This is a genomic window from Cupriavidus sp. PB-02, from assembly GCF_058252315.1.
On the sequence record NZ_CM177695.1, the window covers coordinates 1,614,682 to 1,629,469 of the forward strand.

Sequence of the window (14,788 nt, forward strand, 5' to 3'; positions counted from 1 at the left end):
CGGCGGCCGCCTCGGACTTCGAGATGTCCGACCTCACCTCTGGTATCGATGGCTCATGCAGCAGCGCTGCGCTGCGTGCTCGCCAATCCGTTCGCAGGCATCAAGGTGCGCGGGGCGATACGCGCGTCGTCGCTCGCGGCCACACGCGCGTTCTCGGACGGGGATTGGAAGGTTCTTCGACTGCAAAAAAAGAGCCCCGCGGCAAGCCGTTCGGGGCTTAAGCTCACTCAGCAGTGAGCATGGAGACAGCGGCTACCGACTTCCGGCATGCACGCTTTCACTATGCTGTACCTCCGGCAGATAACCAATGGCTTTGCACGAAGTCTCCCGTACTTTGAAACGGTTCCCTGGCCCACAGCCTGCCCGATGAAGTCATGGCGATGAGCACAGCGCCCTTGCTGACAACCGTCGTGGCGCGGCTATCGCTATCGCAATCGAATTTCAGGGTACGGAACACTGTATCGATCCGGCTGTGCCGCCTTGCGCCGTCGTCGTAGCATTGCCTCCAAAGCTGGGAGGAAGACAATGGCGGGGAACGCCCCAGCCAGGCGAGGCAACGACATGGCAACCAGCACCGGACACCAATCCACCGCGAGCGCAGCTTCCGAGCAAGCGCACGCAGTATTGCGAGACGTCGAGCGCCGGTGGAATGCCTCCGCACGGGAGTGGAATGTCGACGCGCTGACGTCCATGTATGCGCCTGAGGCGCTATTCTTCGGCGGCCGCCCAGGCCACGCCGTCGGCCAGCCGGAGATCCTGGCCTACTTCAGCTCGTATGCCGGAACGCTCCTTTCGGCATCCATGTCCCTTGTCGATCAAACCGTGATCGAACTCGGCACGGATATGCTGCTGGCGCAAGGGCACGCGAAATTCCGCTTCGTGCTCGCGGATGGACGCGAGACCTTCTCCGAACTAAGGACGACGTGGGTGCTTGTCAGGCGTCAAGGGGTATGGCAAATCCTTCAGCACCACTTTTCCCCGACACCTGAGGTGCCACCGATTCAGTAGCGGGCGGCCACCATCGAGAGAATCCGATGAACGAAGATCAAGCGCCCGGGCACGCCGATGGCACCGTGAGCAGCCAACTGTAACGCGACCCTCTTCCCAATCCCGCCTGTACCGCCGGTGACGATGGCGACCTTTCCTTCAAGACTTGTCACTTCGGGGACCCCCTATCCGTTGAGACGTTGATGGTTTCGAGCCAGATGCCCCTACGTTGGTCAGACGACCTTCGACGAGTACAGTGCCTCGAGCTGCTGCGCATTCATGCGCAGCCAGTCGCCCAGCACGCTCTCGGTGTGCTGACCCAGCCGGGGTGGCAGGCCAGCCTCCGGCTCGGGCGTCTCCGACATCTTGATCGGATTGCCCGCGACCTGGATGGCGCCCCATGCCGGGTCCTGCAGGGTCATCAGCATTTGGCGCGCGGCAACGTGCGGGCATTCGAAGACATCCGCAATGTCATTGACCGCGGAGGCCGGAACCCCGCCTTCGCGCAGTGCTTCGACGGCCTCGGCGCGGGTGCGCGTGGCCAGCCATGCGTCGATATGCGGGTTGAGCAAATCGCTGTTGGCACTGCGGGCCATACCGTCCTGGAAGCGCGCATCCTCCAGCAGGGCCGGCATGCCGATCACGTGGCAGAAGCGCTGCCAGATATGATCCCCCAGCACGGCGATGACGATATACCCGTCGCTGGCGCGGAAGGTGCCGAACGGCGCGGTCACGGCGTGCAGCCCGGGCGGCGCCGGCTGATGGAATGCGGAGTACATCGCCACCGAGATCTCGTTCTGCACCAGCGAGGCGTCATAGAGCGAAATGTCGACCTTCTTGCCCAACCCGGTTCGTTCGCGCTGGTAAAGAGCCAGCAGCGCCCCCTGTGCGGCAAGGATGCCGCCCTGCAGGTCGGTCATCGAGAATCCGAGGTAAGTCGGCCGGTCTCCCTGGCGCTCGGGCCGGTACATCAGCCCGCTCAGCGCCTGTCCGATGATGTCGAAGGCCGGGTAGTCCGTGTACGGGCTCGGCATCACATCTTCATGCCCGAACCCGGAGATTGCGACATAGATGAGGCGCGGGTTGTGCTCCCGCAGCGCGCTATAGCCAATGCCGAGACGGTCCATCACGCCGGGCCGCAGGTTCTCAAGGACGATGTCCGCCTCGCATGCCAGTTGCGTGAATATCCGCTTGCCTTCGGGATGCTTGAGGTCCAGCGTGACGCTCTTCTTGTTGCGGTTGTTGCGCAGGAAGGACAAGCTCTGCAAGGAGCCGTCCCCGGCGCTCTTCACCGGGGTGGTACTGCGCGCAAAATCCCCGCCGTCGCGCGACTCCACCTTGACGACCTCGGCACCGGCATCGGCGAGCCACATCGAGGCAAACGGTCCGGCAACAAAATTCTCGACCGCCAGGACTCGCACGCCGCTCAGGGGTCGCTCAGTTTTGTTCGTGGTGGCTGCGGCGGCAGCATTCGCGTTGGCGTTCATGGTTACTCGGGTTGGTCATGCATCTCGGCGAAGAGACGCGTCGTTTGCGGAACGTCGGTCATGTCTCTCCCCGTTGTGAAATGTCGCCTGGTCGTCAAGCCTTGGGCCGCCTGGCCAGGAACTCAAGGTCCGCGTTGTCGTCGCCGACTTCCCGCGCCGCCGACAATGGCGGCGGACGTTTGCCGTTGAACGACAGCGGCAAGCCGACGACAGCGAGCTCATCCTCTGACGGCTTGCCGATGATGCCCAGCGCCTCCGTCTGCGCGTGGTGCACCAGTTCCTCGGTCGTCTGGATCGGGGCGCACGGCAGCCCGGCGGCGCCCAGCCGCTCCTGCCAGCAGGCGCGCGGCTGCTCGGCCAGGCGCTCGCCGATCAGCCCGTCGATCAGGGCGCGGTTGCGCAGGCGCCCCGCATTGGTGGCAAAGCGCTCGTCACGCGCCCATTCGGGCCGGTCCAGCGTCTCGCAAAGCCGGGCGAACAGCGCGTCGTTCGCGCAACTGATGATCAGATCACCGTCCGCAGTCGGGTAAGCGCGATGCGGCACGATAAAGGCGACGCCAGACCCATGGCGCGAGCCCGGCTCGCCGTCGGCGTTGTAGTTGGCGACGCCGATCGACATCCAGGCAATCGCGGTTTCCAGCAGCGAGCTGTGGACGGTCGCGCCCACGTGCTTCTTCTGCCGGCGCATCAGCGCCGCCAGGATGCCGATCACAGCCCACATGCCGGTGCCGAAATCGACGATCGAGACCCCGGCGCGCACCGGCGACTGGCCCTCCTCGCCGGTGATGCTCATGATCCCCGCGAAGGCCTGCATCAGCGGGTCATAGCCCGGCGCGGTATTCAGCGGGCCCTGGTGGCCGAAGGCGCCGACTTCGCAGCAGATCAGCTCCGGCTTGGTCACGCGCAGGCTGTCGGCATCGAGCCCGTACTGCGCCGCCGAACCGGGCCGCAGGTTGTGGAAGAAAACGTCGGCGCGCTCCGCGATCAGCTGGTGCAGCTTGGCCAGCTCGCCGGGGTCCTTGATGTCAAGGCTGATGAAGCGCTTGCCGCGGTTGATGGCATGGAAGGCCGCGCCGCTGCCCTTCCACTTGCTCGGTCCCCAGCCGCGCGCCGAATCCCCCGTGGGCCGCTCGATCTTCCAGACGTCCGCGCCGAGCGCTGCCAGGATCTGGCCGGCGAACGGCGCCGAAGCGCTGTCGCTCAGCTCGACCACCACCACACCGTCGAGAGGCAAGTCATGCATTGCTGATACGCTCCTTGGTTTGATATGCGTTGTGTTGCATCTGCTTGGGTCGGATGCATGCGGGAAGAGTAGAGGCGAGCCGCCATCCGGCCAACTGGCCTTTTCCGAAGCGGCGATTCGGAGGGATCGAAACGGGAGCGCCGCCACGACCCGCCTGCTCAGGCGCGGCTGCGTTGTCCGCGGCCCCCAGGCCAGTGGCTTCATCAACGCGCCAAGCGACGTGACCATTCACAAAAAGTGCTGTTATAAACTCTTTTAGTTTGCCTCCCACCTTGGTTCATGCGGTTGCACCCCATAAAATGAAGTTGCGCCTTGGAAAGCGGCTTTGGTTTCTGCCGCATCAAAGGAGGATGTCATGGAACTTCATATGCAATCGCATCGCTACGCGCACCGGTGGCCGGACTGGCGTGCGGCGGCGCTGGCAGGCATCGTTGCCGGGGTGGTATTCCTCGTACTCGACCTGCTTGCGGCTATGTTGATGGGGGTCAGCGCCTGGAAACCGCTGACCATGATCGCCGCCGTCATGCTGGGCCCTGACGTGTTGACGCAAGCTGCCACCTTCCAGATGAGCGTGTTGGTCGCAGCCGTCGTGGTCCACTTCGTTCTCTCCGTCGTGTTCGCGCTGATCCTGGCGACGATCATGGCGCCCTTCCGCTTCGATTCGAGCGTCGGTATGGCCTCGCTGGTGGGAGCGCTTTTCGGTCTGGTCTTGTACCTGGTCAATTTCCACGGAATGACCGCGGCCTTCCCATGGTTTGCTGAAGCGCGAGGCTGGGTGACCGCCATTGCCCACATCGTGTTCGGCCTGGTCGCGGCCGACTCGTACCTGAAACTGGAGCGGCACGTAGACGAGCCCGCCGGCGGAGCTGGCGTCTCGACCGGTGCATAGGCAAGGAAGCCCGGAAACGAGCAGCGGCAAGACGTGCGATCCATGCAGAACGTCGCCTATCCCTATCAGCCCGTGCGTGAACGGGGCACCTTGACGTGCTTCCTGCTGGCCCTGCTCATGCACCTGCTGCTGGGTGTCCTGCTTTATTACGGCGTGCGTTGGCGCAGCGCGGCGCCGGAGGGCGTCACGGCCGAACTGTGGGAGGCCATCCCGGAAACGGCAATGACAGAGCCGCCAACCACCCCGGTGCCGAGCGCGAAGCCGGTCGAAGAGGAAGAGGCCGACATCTCGCTGCAGGAGAAACAGCGCAAGGCCGAGCGTGCCGCGCGAGAGGAAGCACAAGCGCTGCGCGAGAGCCGGGCCCGCGCAGAGGCTGAACGAAAGGAGGCACAGCGCAAGGCGGCGGAAGCGCAGCGCCAGGCCAGCACGGCCCAGCGCCAAAGCGAACTGGCACGGCTGCAGGCGCAGGCGCAGGCAGGCAGTGCCGGCTCCGGGGCCGGCACCGGCTCCGCCGCGAAGGCTTCGTCCGGGTATGCCGAGCGGGTGCGACAACGGGTCAAGCCGAACATCATCTTCAATGAAGAAGTCAGCGGCAATCCGGCAGCGGTAGTCGCCGTGCATATGGCGCCGGACGGCTCGGTGCTGTCGACGAGGCTCGCCAAGTCAAGCGGCAATACGGCCTGGGATAACGCTGTCCTCCGCGCGGTGTCGCGATCCGACCCGCTGCCGCGCGACGAAAACGGCGTCGCGCCGGCCAACATCTTGATTACCTTCTGGCCCAAGGACCTGCGCGGCTCGTAGTGCCCGCCGGGGCGACATCGCTGTCAGTCAGCGCAAAGTACCTGCCCCCATCGGGATGGCGCGATCCGAATCGCGCGCAGGTATGTTACGCCCTCCTCTCATTCGAACCCGGCCCGGTCGCAAACCATCTGGCGAACCACTTGGCCAGGAAGCAGGATTGCCAACGCCAAACTGCGCGCTCCGGTCCAGTACTGACCAGCACAATCTCGCGGCGATGCGTGGCTGGCACGATGCGTCCCTCGCTGGCGTTCTACAATACGCCCGAGCAAGTGGATCATTCATCTCTGTGATCCGCCGTTTCGCGGGCCCGCGCTGACTGGCGCGGCCTCCTGGTCACCACCCTCGCCCGCCGGCCTTGCCGGCAGGCTCTGGCGTTTTTTTCCATGAGCAATCTCTACCAGCAATCCGTACTCTCCGTTCACCACTGGACCGACACGCTGTTCAGCTTCACCTGCACGCGCGACCCGGCCTTTCGCTTCGAAAATGGCCAGTTCGCCATGCTCGGCCTGGAAGTCAATGGCCGTCCGCTGCTCCGGGCCTACAGCATTGCCAGCCCCAACTACGAAGACACCCTGGAATTCTTCAGCATCAAGGTGCCGGGCGGCCCGCTGACCTCGCGCCTGCAGCACCTGCGCGAGGGCGACCAGATTTTCGTCGGCAAGAAGCCGACCGGCACGCTGCTGGTCGACAACCTGCTGCCCGGCAAGACCCTCTGGCTGCTCGCCACCGGCACCGGCCTGGCGCCGTTCCTGTCGATCATCCGCGACCCTGAGGTGTATGAGCGCTACGACAAGATCGTGCTCACCCACACCTGCCGTTATGTCGAGGAACTGGCCTATCGCGAACTGCTTTCCCAGCATCTGCCGCAGCATGAATACCTGGGCGACCTGGTCCGCGAAAAGCTGGTCTATTTCCCCACGGTCACGCGCGAGGACTTTCACAATCGCGGCCGCATCACCGAACTGATCGAATCGGGCGAACTGTTCGCGCGGATCGATGTTCCTTCGTTCTCCATCGAAAACGACCGCGTCATGCTGTGCGGCAGCCCCGATATGCTCAAGGAAGTGCGGGGCCTGCTGGAGGCGCGCGGCTTCCTCGAAGGCAATATGAGCGAGCCGGGCCACTTCGTGCTGGAAAAGGCCTTTGTCGGCTGAGCGGCTGGCAGGGGCTGCGGCTGGGAAGCTGTCGGTCTTGCTACCCGCCCAGCGCCGCCAGGTTCAACGGATGTGAGTGGCCGATCCACATGGCGGCATCGCGATGATCGCGCAAGGCCTCACCCGTGTTCGGATGGAGAAATACATCCAGCATGCCGTGGTTCAGCGTCAGCCATTCGACAATGCCATTGAAGTGTGCGCGGTCGAACGCGAGCTGATACGACCACAGCGGATGGGGACCTACCGGGCGTTCATGGAAACGGCCTATCTGCGCTACGGCTCCGAAGCGTACCGCGATGACTTCCCTGAGCGCCCACGCCGCATCGCGGCTTGAAGCATCGAAGTACACATGCGCGTGCCAGTTGACGATTGCCGCTGGGTCGAGGCTGGTCATGGTGAGCTCGAGTGTGTGAATGCTGCAATTCTGCCTGCATTCACTCCGGTTGACGGCGGCGAGGTAAAAATCGCCCCGGCGGGCTGGGCCGGGGCGATCAGGCGGGTCAGTGCAGCTGGTGCTTCAGGTCGGAGAGTTCCGAATGCATCGAGGTAATTGCATCCTTGACCTTTGCGTCGAGCCCGCCGGCCTGTAGGCAAGCGCGCTCTGCACGATCACCGATGCGTTCGAGATCATCGACCCACTGCCGGATCCGATCGTCATCCTTGGACGACATGACTTTCGTTGCCGATTTGCATTCCTTATCGAGCTCATCCACCCAGTTCATCAAGTCTGTTGGAGTCGTCGCGTCGGCGTGGCAGGTCTGTGATGTCTCGCTGATGGTTTGCTGTAGATGAGTAAAACGCTTTTGGATTTCACTGGCTTGCAACATGATGCCCCCTTCTTGAACATCAGTTCCAGATGAATTCAGGCAGCAAGTGATGGTGTGTTGCCCGAGCCATCGTCATTCGCCCGCTTCAATCGGTTGCCAGCGACGTTGCATAGCGTCAAAGCGGCACCCGAGCACGCGAAAGACGCTTTTTTAGTGTAGGTCAGGATCGGTCGCCTGCTCCGATGTGTCCCCGGGGCCCGGGCGTCAGGCCTCGTCTGTCCGCACCACGCGGCCGCGCCTGGGCATTTCGGAATCGAGCACGAGGCGGCCATGGATGCGGCCGTTCATACGTGTCACGTAATGCGTGCACTCTTCCATATGGGCCGACATCAGGGAGCGTACCGTCTCCGCATCACGGTCGCGGGCAGCTGCGACGATGCGCTTGTGGAAAACCACGTTGGCCGCGCCAAAGCGCTCGTGCTCGCAGGCGGGCGTGTCGTTACCGAACACCACCAGCTGGCGGATCATTTCATTGATCAGTTCGCAGCAGAAGCGCAGCATCGGATTGGGATTGGCCGCCGCAAGAATGTCGTGGAAGGTCAGGTCTTCCTGCCGCTGGTCAAGCAGCGGGGTCGCGGCCGCGGCGGATGCCGGGTCGCAGAGATCGATCGTACGCTCCAGTGCCCGGAAGTCATCCTCCGTCAGGTGGGGAACCGCTCCCGCCGCGAGCTCGGGTTCGAGCAGGCGCCGCACGGTGTAGATATCCGCAATCCCCACGTCCTTGAAGAACAGGTAGTTCTGCATCAGCTGGAACGTGCGGTCCAGCGGCACTTCCACGATCGTGCCGCCGCCGGCCGGTCCGGTGGTGACGCTGATCAGCCCCTGCACCTCGAGTGATTTCAAGGCCTCGCGGATGGTGCTCTTGCTGACTGAGAACATCGCTTGCAGCTTGACTTCGTGCGGCAGCTTGTCCCCGGGGCGCAGGTTGCGCTGGGTGATCAGTCTCTTGAGTTCCTCCGCCACCAGGTCCGCGCGCTTCTGCTTGCGGATCTCGATGGCGCCACTCGTCCCCTCGCGAAACATCGCCATTGCCTCTTTCCTTGAAATTACTTGCGCACCGCAGGCAGTCCCCCCAATTGCGGCGCTCCCATTCTAGTGCCCTGCGTGCGCCGTTTTGAGGCGGACTATGCCGGTTGTCCAGCTGAACGCCATCCACCGAACGCCGCCAACGCGGGTGCGTAAACCCTGAGATCCCTTTTGTTGACAACGACTTTGGCCCACTCCTAAGATGATTCTATTCTATTTATCATGATAAATAGGATAAACAGGTTCGATTCTTGCTCGGCAAGTCGGCGCCGGGCGGAAATCACCGAATGCATGTCGGGGAGACGGTGGAGCGCCGGTGACACGGCGGGTCCCAGGCTTTCGCCCCGCGCAGCCCGATCCCCCACACACCGAGGAGTGAGCCTTGAATCGTCGTGACCTGCTGAAACTGGCGGCGCTGTCTGCCGTCCCTGCCTCCCTCATCCATGGCCGCAACGTGTTCGCAGCGGGCGAAGCGCTGGAATTCGGCTGCCCGGTGCCGATGTCCGGGGCCTTCGCGGCCAACGGCAAGTTCGCGGACCTGGGGATGAAGCTCGCCATCGAGCAGTACGGCCAGGTGCTGGGCCGGCCGCTGCGGTACAGCGTGCTGGACACCGAGGGCAAGCCGGCCACCGCCGTGCGCAAGGTGCAGGAACTGGCACAGCAGAAGACCGCGCGCTATTTCGCCGGCGGCATCCTGTCGTCCGAGTCGCTGGCCATGGGCAAGGAGGCCGAGAAATTCGGCGGTGTGTTCGTGACCACCGCCGGCGCCGACGAGATCACCGGCAAGGACTGCAACCGCGCGACATTCCGCTGGTCGGTGCCGACCTATGGCGCGATCGAGCGAACCGTGCGCCCGCTGATCGAATCGATGCCGAAGGCCAAGCGCTGGTACACCATCACGCCGCAATATGTGTTCGGCGACGGTCTGCTGTCCGCAGCCAAGACGATCTTCAAGGAAAAGGGCATCGAGCATGTCGGCAACAGCTACCACGCCCTCACCGAGAAAGAGTTCAGCGGCTACCTGACCAATGCGCTGGCAGCCAAGCCGGACGTGCTGCTGATCCTGAACTTCGGCTCGCAATCGTCCGACACCCTGCGCCAGGCCATCAGCTTCGGCATGAAGAAGAACACCACCATCCTGGTGGCGTGGGCATCGGGGCTGGAGCAGTTTGAATCGCTCGGCGCTGACCTCTGCGAAGGCGTTTATTTCGGGGCGCAGTACTGGCACGGCGTCGATACGCCGCTGAACCGCGAGCTGGTCAAGCGTGCCAATGACAAGTTCAAGGCCAATCCCAACTACAGCCTGGCCGGCTCGTACATCTGCACCAAGATCATGGTCGACGGCATGATCAAGGCCGGCAGCGCCGATCCGAAGGCGGTGGTCGCCGCGCTGGAAGGCATGAAATTCGAAGGCCTGACCGGGCTGGAAGAAATCCGCGCCGCCGACCACCAGGTGCTGAAGAACTACTACCTGCTCAAGGGCAAGGCCAAAGCGCGCATGAAGGACAAGGACGACTACGCCGAGGTGGTGAGCGTGGGCAAGGCGTTCCTGCCAGTCGACCAGACCCAATGCAAGATGGCCTGACTGGCCTGACTGGCCTCACGCGGGCGGGGCGCCCGCCCCGCTGACAAGGCACACCGAAGCACTACTGAAGCACCGCGCTGCGCAGCGACGCACGGCGCGGCGGCTTCCTTCATTCGCACGAACCCATGAACGTCTATCTGTTGCAGGTGATCAACGGCGTCGGGATCGGCATGCTCTACTTCCTGCTGGCTGTAGGGTTGTCGATCGTGTTCGGCCTCTTGCGTTTCGTCAACTTCGCGCACGGCGCGTTCTATGCGCTGGGCGCTTACCTCTGCTTTCAGGTGCTGCAGTTCGGGCTGAACTTCTGGGTGGCACTGATCGTCGCGCCGCTCGTGATTGGCGCGCTGGCATGGCTGACCGAGAAGGTCATGCTGCGTTACGTCTACGCGCAACCGCATGAATTCCATATCCTGGTCACGGTTGGCCTGGCCCTGGCCATCCAGGAACTCATCATCGTCGGCTGGGGACCGCTGGGCGTCGACGTGCCGCCGCCGGATGCGCTGCAGGGCGTGGTGATGTGGGGCGACTTCGTCTATCCGAAATACCGCCTGTTCGTCATCGGCTTCACCGGCCTGCTCGCGCTGGGCCTGTGGTGGCTGCTGGAAGGCACGCGGCTGGGCAGCGCCGTGCGCGCCGGCAGTGAATCCACCGAGATGGTGTCGCTGCTCGGCATCAATGTGTTCCGCCTGTTCAGCCTGATGTTCGCGCTGGGCGCGGCCACCGCTGCGATCGCCGGCGTGCTGGCGGCACCGATCCGCGGCGCGGAGCCCTTCATGGGCGTGGAGGCGCTGGGCGTGGCGTTCATCGTGGTCGTGGTGGGCGGCATGGGCAGCTTTACCGGGGCGCTGGTGGGCGGGTTGCTCGTCGGTATCGTGCAGAGCCTGATGAGTACGCTGTGGCCGGAAGGCGCGCGGCTGATGATCTATGTCGCCATGGCCGCGGTCCTGCTGCTGCGTCCGCATGGCCTGCTTGGGAGGGGATGATGGCATCGGGCAAACAATGGTTGGTGCGCTACCGCTTCTGGTGGCTCGCGCTGGGCGTCGCGCTGCTGTTGCCGCTGACGATGCGGTCCGGCACGCTCGCGACCGAGGTGCTGATCTATGCGATGGCGGCAATGGCCTGTAACCTGCTGCTCGGGTACACCGGGCTGCTGTCGTTCGGCCAGGGGATCTTCTTCGGGTTGGGCAGCTACGCGGTCGGGCTGGCGCTGACGCGTGCCGACCTGCCGATGCCGGTCGCCCTGCTGCTGGCGATCGTGGTCGGTGCGGCCGCCGCCGCCCTGGTCGGCTGGTTCTCGATTCGCCAGCGCGGCACGTACTTCGTGATGCTGACGCTGGCGTTCGCCCAGATGTTCTATTTCCTGGCCTACACCGCGCCCGCGATCACCGGCGGCGACAACGGATTGCTCGACATCCCGCGTCCGCCGCTGTCGGTGGGCGGCAATGCCCTCCTCTCGCTGGCGTCGCCCTGGCAGTTCTATGGCTTCGTCGCCGTGTTGTTCCTGCTGGTGTTCTTCCTCGTGCTGCGCGTGACGGAGTCGGTGCTCGGCCGTACGCTGCTTGCGATCCGCGACAACGAGGAGCGCGCGCTTGCGGTGGGCTACAACATCCGGCTGTTCAAGCTGCTGGCCTTCATGATCTCCGGCGCCGTAACCGGCCTGGCCGGCGCGCTGCATGCCATGCTGACTGGCATCGCGCCGCTGACCAATATCGACTACCACGCCAGCGAGATGATCCTGGTCATGACCGTGATCGGCGGCACCAGCAATATCTTCGCCTCGGTGCTCGGTGCGGCCTTCTACGTGCTGCTGGCGGACTGGCTCTCCACGCTCTGGCCGCGCTGGCTGATGCTGCTCGGCTTCCTGCTGATCGCGGTCAGCCTGTTCATGCAGCGCGGGCTGTGGGGGCTGGGTGCCACCATCTCGGATCGCCTGCGCGGCGCGCGCCGCGCCCCAGTGACGCAGGAGGAACGCGCATGAGCACCCCGATTCTCGAAGCCACCGGCATCGTCAAGCAGTATGGCAAGTTCATGGCGCTGGGCGGGGTCGACCTGCGCGTGATGCCCGGCACCATCCACTCGGTGATCGGCCCCAACGGTGCCGGCAAGACCACGTTGTTCCACATGCTGACCGGCACGCGCGAGGTCAGCGCGGGCCGCATCGTGTTCGACGGCAAGGACGTCACCGCCGAAACCGACTACCAGCGGGTGCAGCGCGGCATTGCCCGCTCGTTCCAGGTCACCAGCCTCTTCCCCAGCCTGCCCGTGCGCGAAAACCTGCGGCTGGCCGCACTGGGCACGTCGCCGCGCAAGGCGATGAACGGGTGGCGGCTGCCGGCTGGCGACCTGGCTTGCGCCGAGGTGGTTGACCAGGTGCTCGAACGCCTGGAGCTGACCCGTGTCGCCGACAGTGCGGCGGGCGTGCTCTCGCACGGCCAGCAGCGGCGGCTCGAAGTCGGCATGGCGCTGGCCGCTCGCCCCCGGGCGATCTTCCTGGATGAGCCCACCTCGGGCATGGGCGTCGATGATCTCGGCGCGATGAAGCGGCTGATCCGCGGCCTCGCGCAGGACCACACGGTCGTGCTGATCGAACACAACATGGATATCGTCATGGACATCTCCGACACCATCACTGTGATGCAGCAGGGCAAGGTGCTGATGGAAGGCGCGCCCGCGGTCGTGCGCGGCGACCCGCGGGTGCGGGCCGCCTACCTCGGTAACATGATCACCGGGGGCCAGGGATGATGCTCGACGTACAGGACATCCATGGCTACTACGGCAAGAGCCATGTGCTGCAGGGCGTATCGCTGGCCGTTGGCGAAGGCGAACTGGTGACGCTGCTCGGGCGCAACGGCGCCGGCAAGTCGACCACGCTCAAGGCGATTGCCGGCATCGTCGCGCCGAAGGGACCAAAGGGCGGCGGCCGGGTCGTCTTTCGCGGCAAGGATGTCGCCGGCATGCCGCCGCACCGGATTGCCGCCGAAGGCTTGTGCTTCGTTCCCGAGCACCGCGGCATCTTCAAGCTGCTGACCGTCGAGGAGAACCTCAAGCTGGCCGCGCGCCGCGATTCGCCGTGGCAGCTCGATGACGTGTACTGCATTTTCCCGCGGCTGCGGGAGCGGCGCGGCAATGGCGGCGCGCAGCTTTCCGGCGGCGAACAGCAGATGCTCGCCATCGGCCGCGCGCTGATGAACCACCCTCGCCTGCTGATGCTCGACGAGCCGGTGGAAGGACTGGCCCCGGTGATCGTCGAAGAGATCGTGGCCCAGCTCAAGGTGATCAAGGCCGCGGGCGTGCCGATCCTGCTGGTCGAGCAGAACCTCCAGGTCTGCACGCAACTGGCCGACCGGCACGTGATCATCGAGCAAGGCCGGGTCGTCTACACCGGCAGCAATGACGCGTTCCGCGCCGATGAGGCGGTCAAGGACCGCTATCTCGGCGTGGGCCTGGCGGCCTGAACCCATCAAGCTGGCCGGCGCGCCGGCCGACCGACAAGAGAGATGCCATGACTACCATGCCAGCCACCCGTACGCCCCCAGCCTCTGCGGGAACACGGGACGACCTGCGTATCGACGGCGCACGCCTGTGGCACACGCTGATGCGCCTGGCCGAGATCGGCGCCACGCCCAAGGGCGGCGTATGCCGACTGGCGCTGACCGACCTCGATCGCCAGGGCCGCGATTTCTTTGTCGCCGAGGCCAAGGCCGCGGGATGCACGATCCGCGTCGATGCGATCGGTAATATCTTTGCGCGCCGTGCGGGGCGTGACGACACGCTGCCGCCGGTCATGACCGGCAGCCATATCGACACCCAGCCCACGGGCGGCAAGTTCGACGGCAACTACGGGGTGTTCGCCGGCATCGAAGTCGTGCGCACGCTGAACGATGCCGGCATCGTGACCGACGCGCCGATCGAGGTGGCGGTCTGGACCAATGAAGAAGGCTCACGCTTTGTCCCGGTCATGATGGGCTCCGGCGCCTTCATCGGCGAGTTCGCGCTGCCGGATCTGCTCGCGCAGCGCGACCGCGACGGCGTCTGCGTTGGCGACGCGCTGCAGGCCATTGACTATGCCGGTCCGGAGCCGATCGGCGGGCGGCCGCTGGGCGCCTACTTCGAAGCCCATATCGAGCAAGGTCCGGTGCTGGAGGCGAACGACACCACCATCGGCGTGGTGACCGGCGCTCTTGGCCAGCGCTGGTACGACGTGGTGCTGACCGGGATGGAAGCCCATGCCGGGCCGACGCCGATGAGCCTGCGCAAGGATGCGCTGCTCGCCGCAGCGGAGCTGGTCGGTATCGTGAACCGCATCGCGCTGGACCATCCCCCGCACGGCCGCGGCACGGTTGGCTGCCTTGAGGTGCATCCCGACTCGCGCAACGTCATCCCCGGCAAGGTCTCGATGACGGTCGACCTGCGCGCCGCCGACGACACCGTCCTGTCCGCCATGGACGCGGCCTTGCATGCCGCGACCGAAGCGCTGGCCGCGCGCAGCGGCATCGCCATCGACGTGCGCCAGGTGGTGTACTTCCCGCCGCAGCACTTTGACGACCGGCTGGTCGCGGCGGTGCGTGGGGGCGCACGGCGGCTCCGGCTCTCCGAAATGGACGTGATCAGCGGCGCCGGCCACGATGCGGTCTACCTGGCGCGCGTGGCGCCCGCGGCGATGATCTTCGTACCGTGCAAGGACGGCATCAGCCACAACGAGATCGAGGACGCCAGGCCCGAGCACCTCGAAGCCGGCTGCAATGTGCTGCTGCATGCCATGCTCGATGCGGCGACGCGGCCTTGAGCC

General features: G+C 64.9%; 15 protein-coding genes. 10 read left to right on the forward strand and 5 right to left on the reverse strand.

Annotation, left to right across the window (positions count from 1 at the left end; translation table 11 throughout):
• Nucleotides 1-561: 561 nt before the first annotated feature.
• On the forward strand, nt 562-1,008 hold the full coding sequence (locus AC10V3_RS28170) for a YybH family protein (RefSeq protein ID WP_349605926.1): 447 nt from the start codon (nt 562-564) through the stop codon (nt 1,006-1,008).
• A gap of 212 nt (nt 1,009-1,220) precedes the next feature.
• Here AC10V3_RS28170 and AC10V3_RS28175 read toward each other — a convergent pair whose 3' ends face one another.
• Nucleotides 1,221-2,474, reverse strand: coding sequence for a CaiB/BaiF CoA transferase family protein (locus tag AC10V3_RS28175; protein WP_022538649.1), 1,254 nt, complete (start codon nt 2,472-2,474; stop codon nt 1,221-1,223).
• Between the two features lie 94 nt (nt 2,475-2,568).
• Nucleotides 2,569-3,717 carry a CaiB/BaiF CoA transferase family protein gene (locus AC10V3_RS28180; RefSeq protein WP_490923785.1) on the reverse strand — a complete coding sequence of 383 codons (1,149 nt, stop codon included), beginning with the start codon at nt 3,715-3,717 and terminating at the stop codon, nt 2,569-2,571.
• A 355-nt stretch (nt 3,718-4,072) separates the two neighbouring features.
• On the opposite strand from AC10V3_RS28180, the gene AC10V3_RS28185 reads away from it, so the two are divergent.
• From AC10V3_RS28185 to AC10V3_RS28195, 3 genes are all read left to right on the forward strand, one after another.
• Nucleotides 4,073-4,606: a hypothetical protein gene (locus AC10V3_RS28185; RefSeq protein WP_022538651.1), complete on the forward strand. Its 534-nt coding sequence runs from the start codon at nt 4,073-4,075 to the stop codon at nt 4,604-4,606.
• Between the two features lie 42 nt (nt 4,607-4,648).
• A complete protein-coding gene (tolA, locus tag AC10V3_RS28190) occupies nt 4,649-5,407 on the forward strand; it encodes a cell envelope integrity protein TolA (RefSeq protein WP_490923787.1) in 759 nt (252 codons plus the stop codon).
• Nucleotides 5,408-5,790: 383 nt separating this feature from the next.
• Nucleotides 5,791-6,561 (forward strand): ferredoxin--NADP reductase, encoded by a 771-nt coding sequence (locus tag AC10V3_RS28195; protein WP_022538653.1) that lies wholly within the window; start codon nt 5,791-5,793, stop codon nt 6,559-6,561.
• A gap of 40 nt (nt 6,562-6,601) precedes the next feature.
• Here AC10V3_RS28195 and AC10V3_RS28200 read toward each other — a convergent pair whose 3' ends face one another.
• The 3 genes from AC10V3_RS28200 to AC10V3_RS28210 form a co-directional block, all read right to left on the reverse strand.
• A complete protein-coding gene (locus AC10V3_RS28200; protein WP_022538654.1) occupies nt 6,602-6,955 on the reverse strand; it encodes a DOPA 4,5-dioxygenase family protein in 354 nt (117 codons plus the stop codon).
• 106 nt (nt 6,956-7,061) lie between these two features.
• Nucleotides 7,062-7,388 (reverse strand): hypothetical protein, encoded by a 327-nt coding sequence (locus AC10V3_RS28205; protein ID WP_022538655.1) that lies wholly within the window; start codon nt 7,386-7,388, stop codon nt 7,062-7,064.
• Nucleotides 7,389-7,592: 204 nt separating this feature from the next.
• The gene (locus AC10V3_RS28210; RefSeq protein WP_022538656.1) at nt 7,593-8,417 is read right to left on the reverse strand and encodes a FadR/GntR family transcriptional regulator; all 825 of its coding nucleotides are present in this window, start codon (nt 8,415-8,417) and stop codon (nt 7,593-7,595) included.
• A 379-nt stretch (nt 8,418-8,796) separates the two neighbouring features.
• Between AC10V3_RS28210 and AC10V3_RS28215 the strand changes: the two genes are divergently transcribed.
• From AC10V3_RS28215 to AC10V3_RS28240, 6 genes are all read left to right on the forward strand, one after another.
• Nucleotides 8,797-9,999, forward strand: a complete 1,203-nt coding sequence (locus tag AC10V3_RS28215; protein WP_490923790.1) for an ABC transporter substrate-binding protein — start codon at nt 8,797-8,799, stop codon at nt 9,997-9,999.
• A gap of 125 nt (nt 10,000-10,124) precedes the next feature.
• Nucleotides 10,125-10,982 (forward strand): branched-chain amino acid ABC transporter permease, encoded by an 858-nt coding sequence (locus AC10V3_RS28220; RefSeq protein WP_022538658.1) that lies wholly within the window; start codon nt 10,125-10,127, stop codon nt 10,980-10,982.
• Nucleotides 10,982-11,977, forward strand: a complete 996-nt coding sequence (locus tag AC10V3_RS28225) for a branched-chain amino acid ABC transporter permease (protein WP_022538659.1) — start codon at nt 10,982-10,984, stop codon at nt 11,975-11,977. The genes AC10V3_RS28220 and AC10V3_RS28225 overlap by 1 nt, the downstream gene beginning before the upstream one ends.
• The gene (locus AC10V3_RS28230) at nt 11,974-12,741 is read left to right on the forward strand and encodes an ABC transporter ATP-binding protein (protein ID WP_022538660.1); all 768 of its coding nucleotides are present in this window, start codon (nt 11,974-11,976) and stop codon (nt 12,739-12,741) included. The genes AC10V3_RS28225 and AC10V3_RS28230 overlap by 4 nt, the downstream gene beginning before the upstream one ends.
• Nucleotides 12,738-13,454, forward strand: coding sequence for an ABC transporter ATP-binding protein (locus AC10V3_RS28235; protein ID WP_022538661.1), 717 nt, complete (start codon nt 12,738-12,740; stop codon nt 13,452-13,454). The genes AC10V3_RS28230 and AC10V3_RS28235 overlap by 4 nt, the downstream gene beginning before the upstream one ends.
• Before the next feature lie 56 nt (nt 13,455-13,510).
• Complete coding sequence (locus AC10V3_RS28240; protein ID WP_051370019.1) at nt 13,511-14,785, forward strand: Zn-dependent hydrolase; 1,275 nt, start codon at nt 13,511-13,513, stop codon at nt 14,783-14,785.
• Nucleotides 14,786-14,788 lie beyond the last annotated feature (3 nt).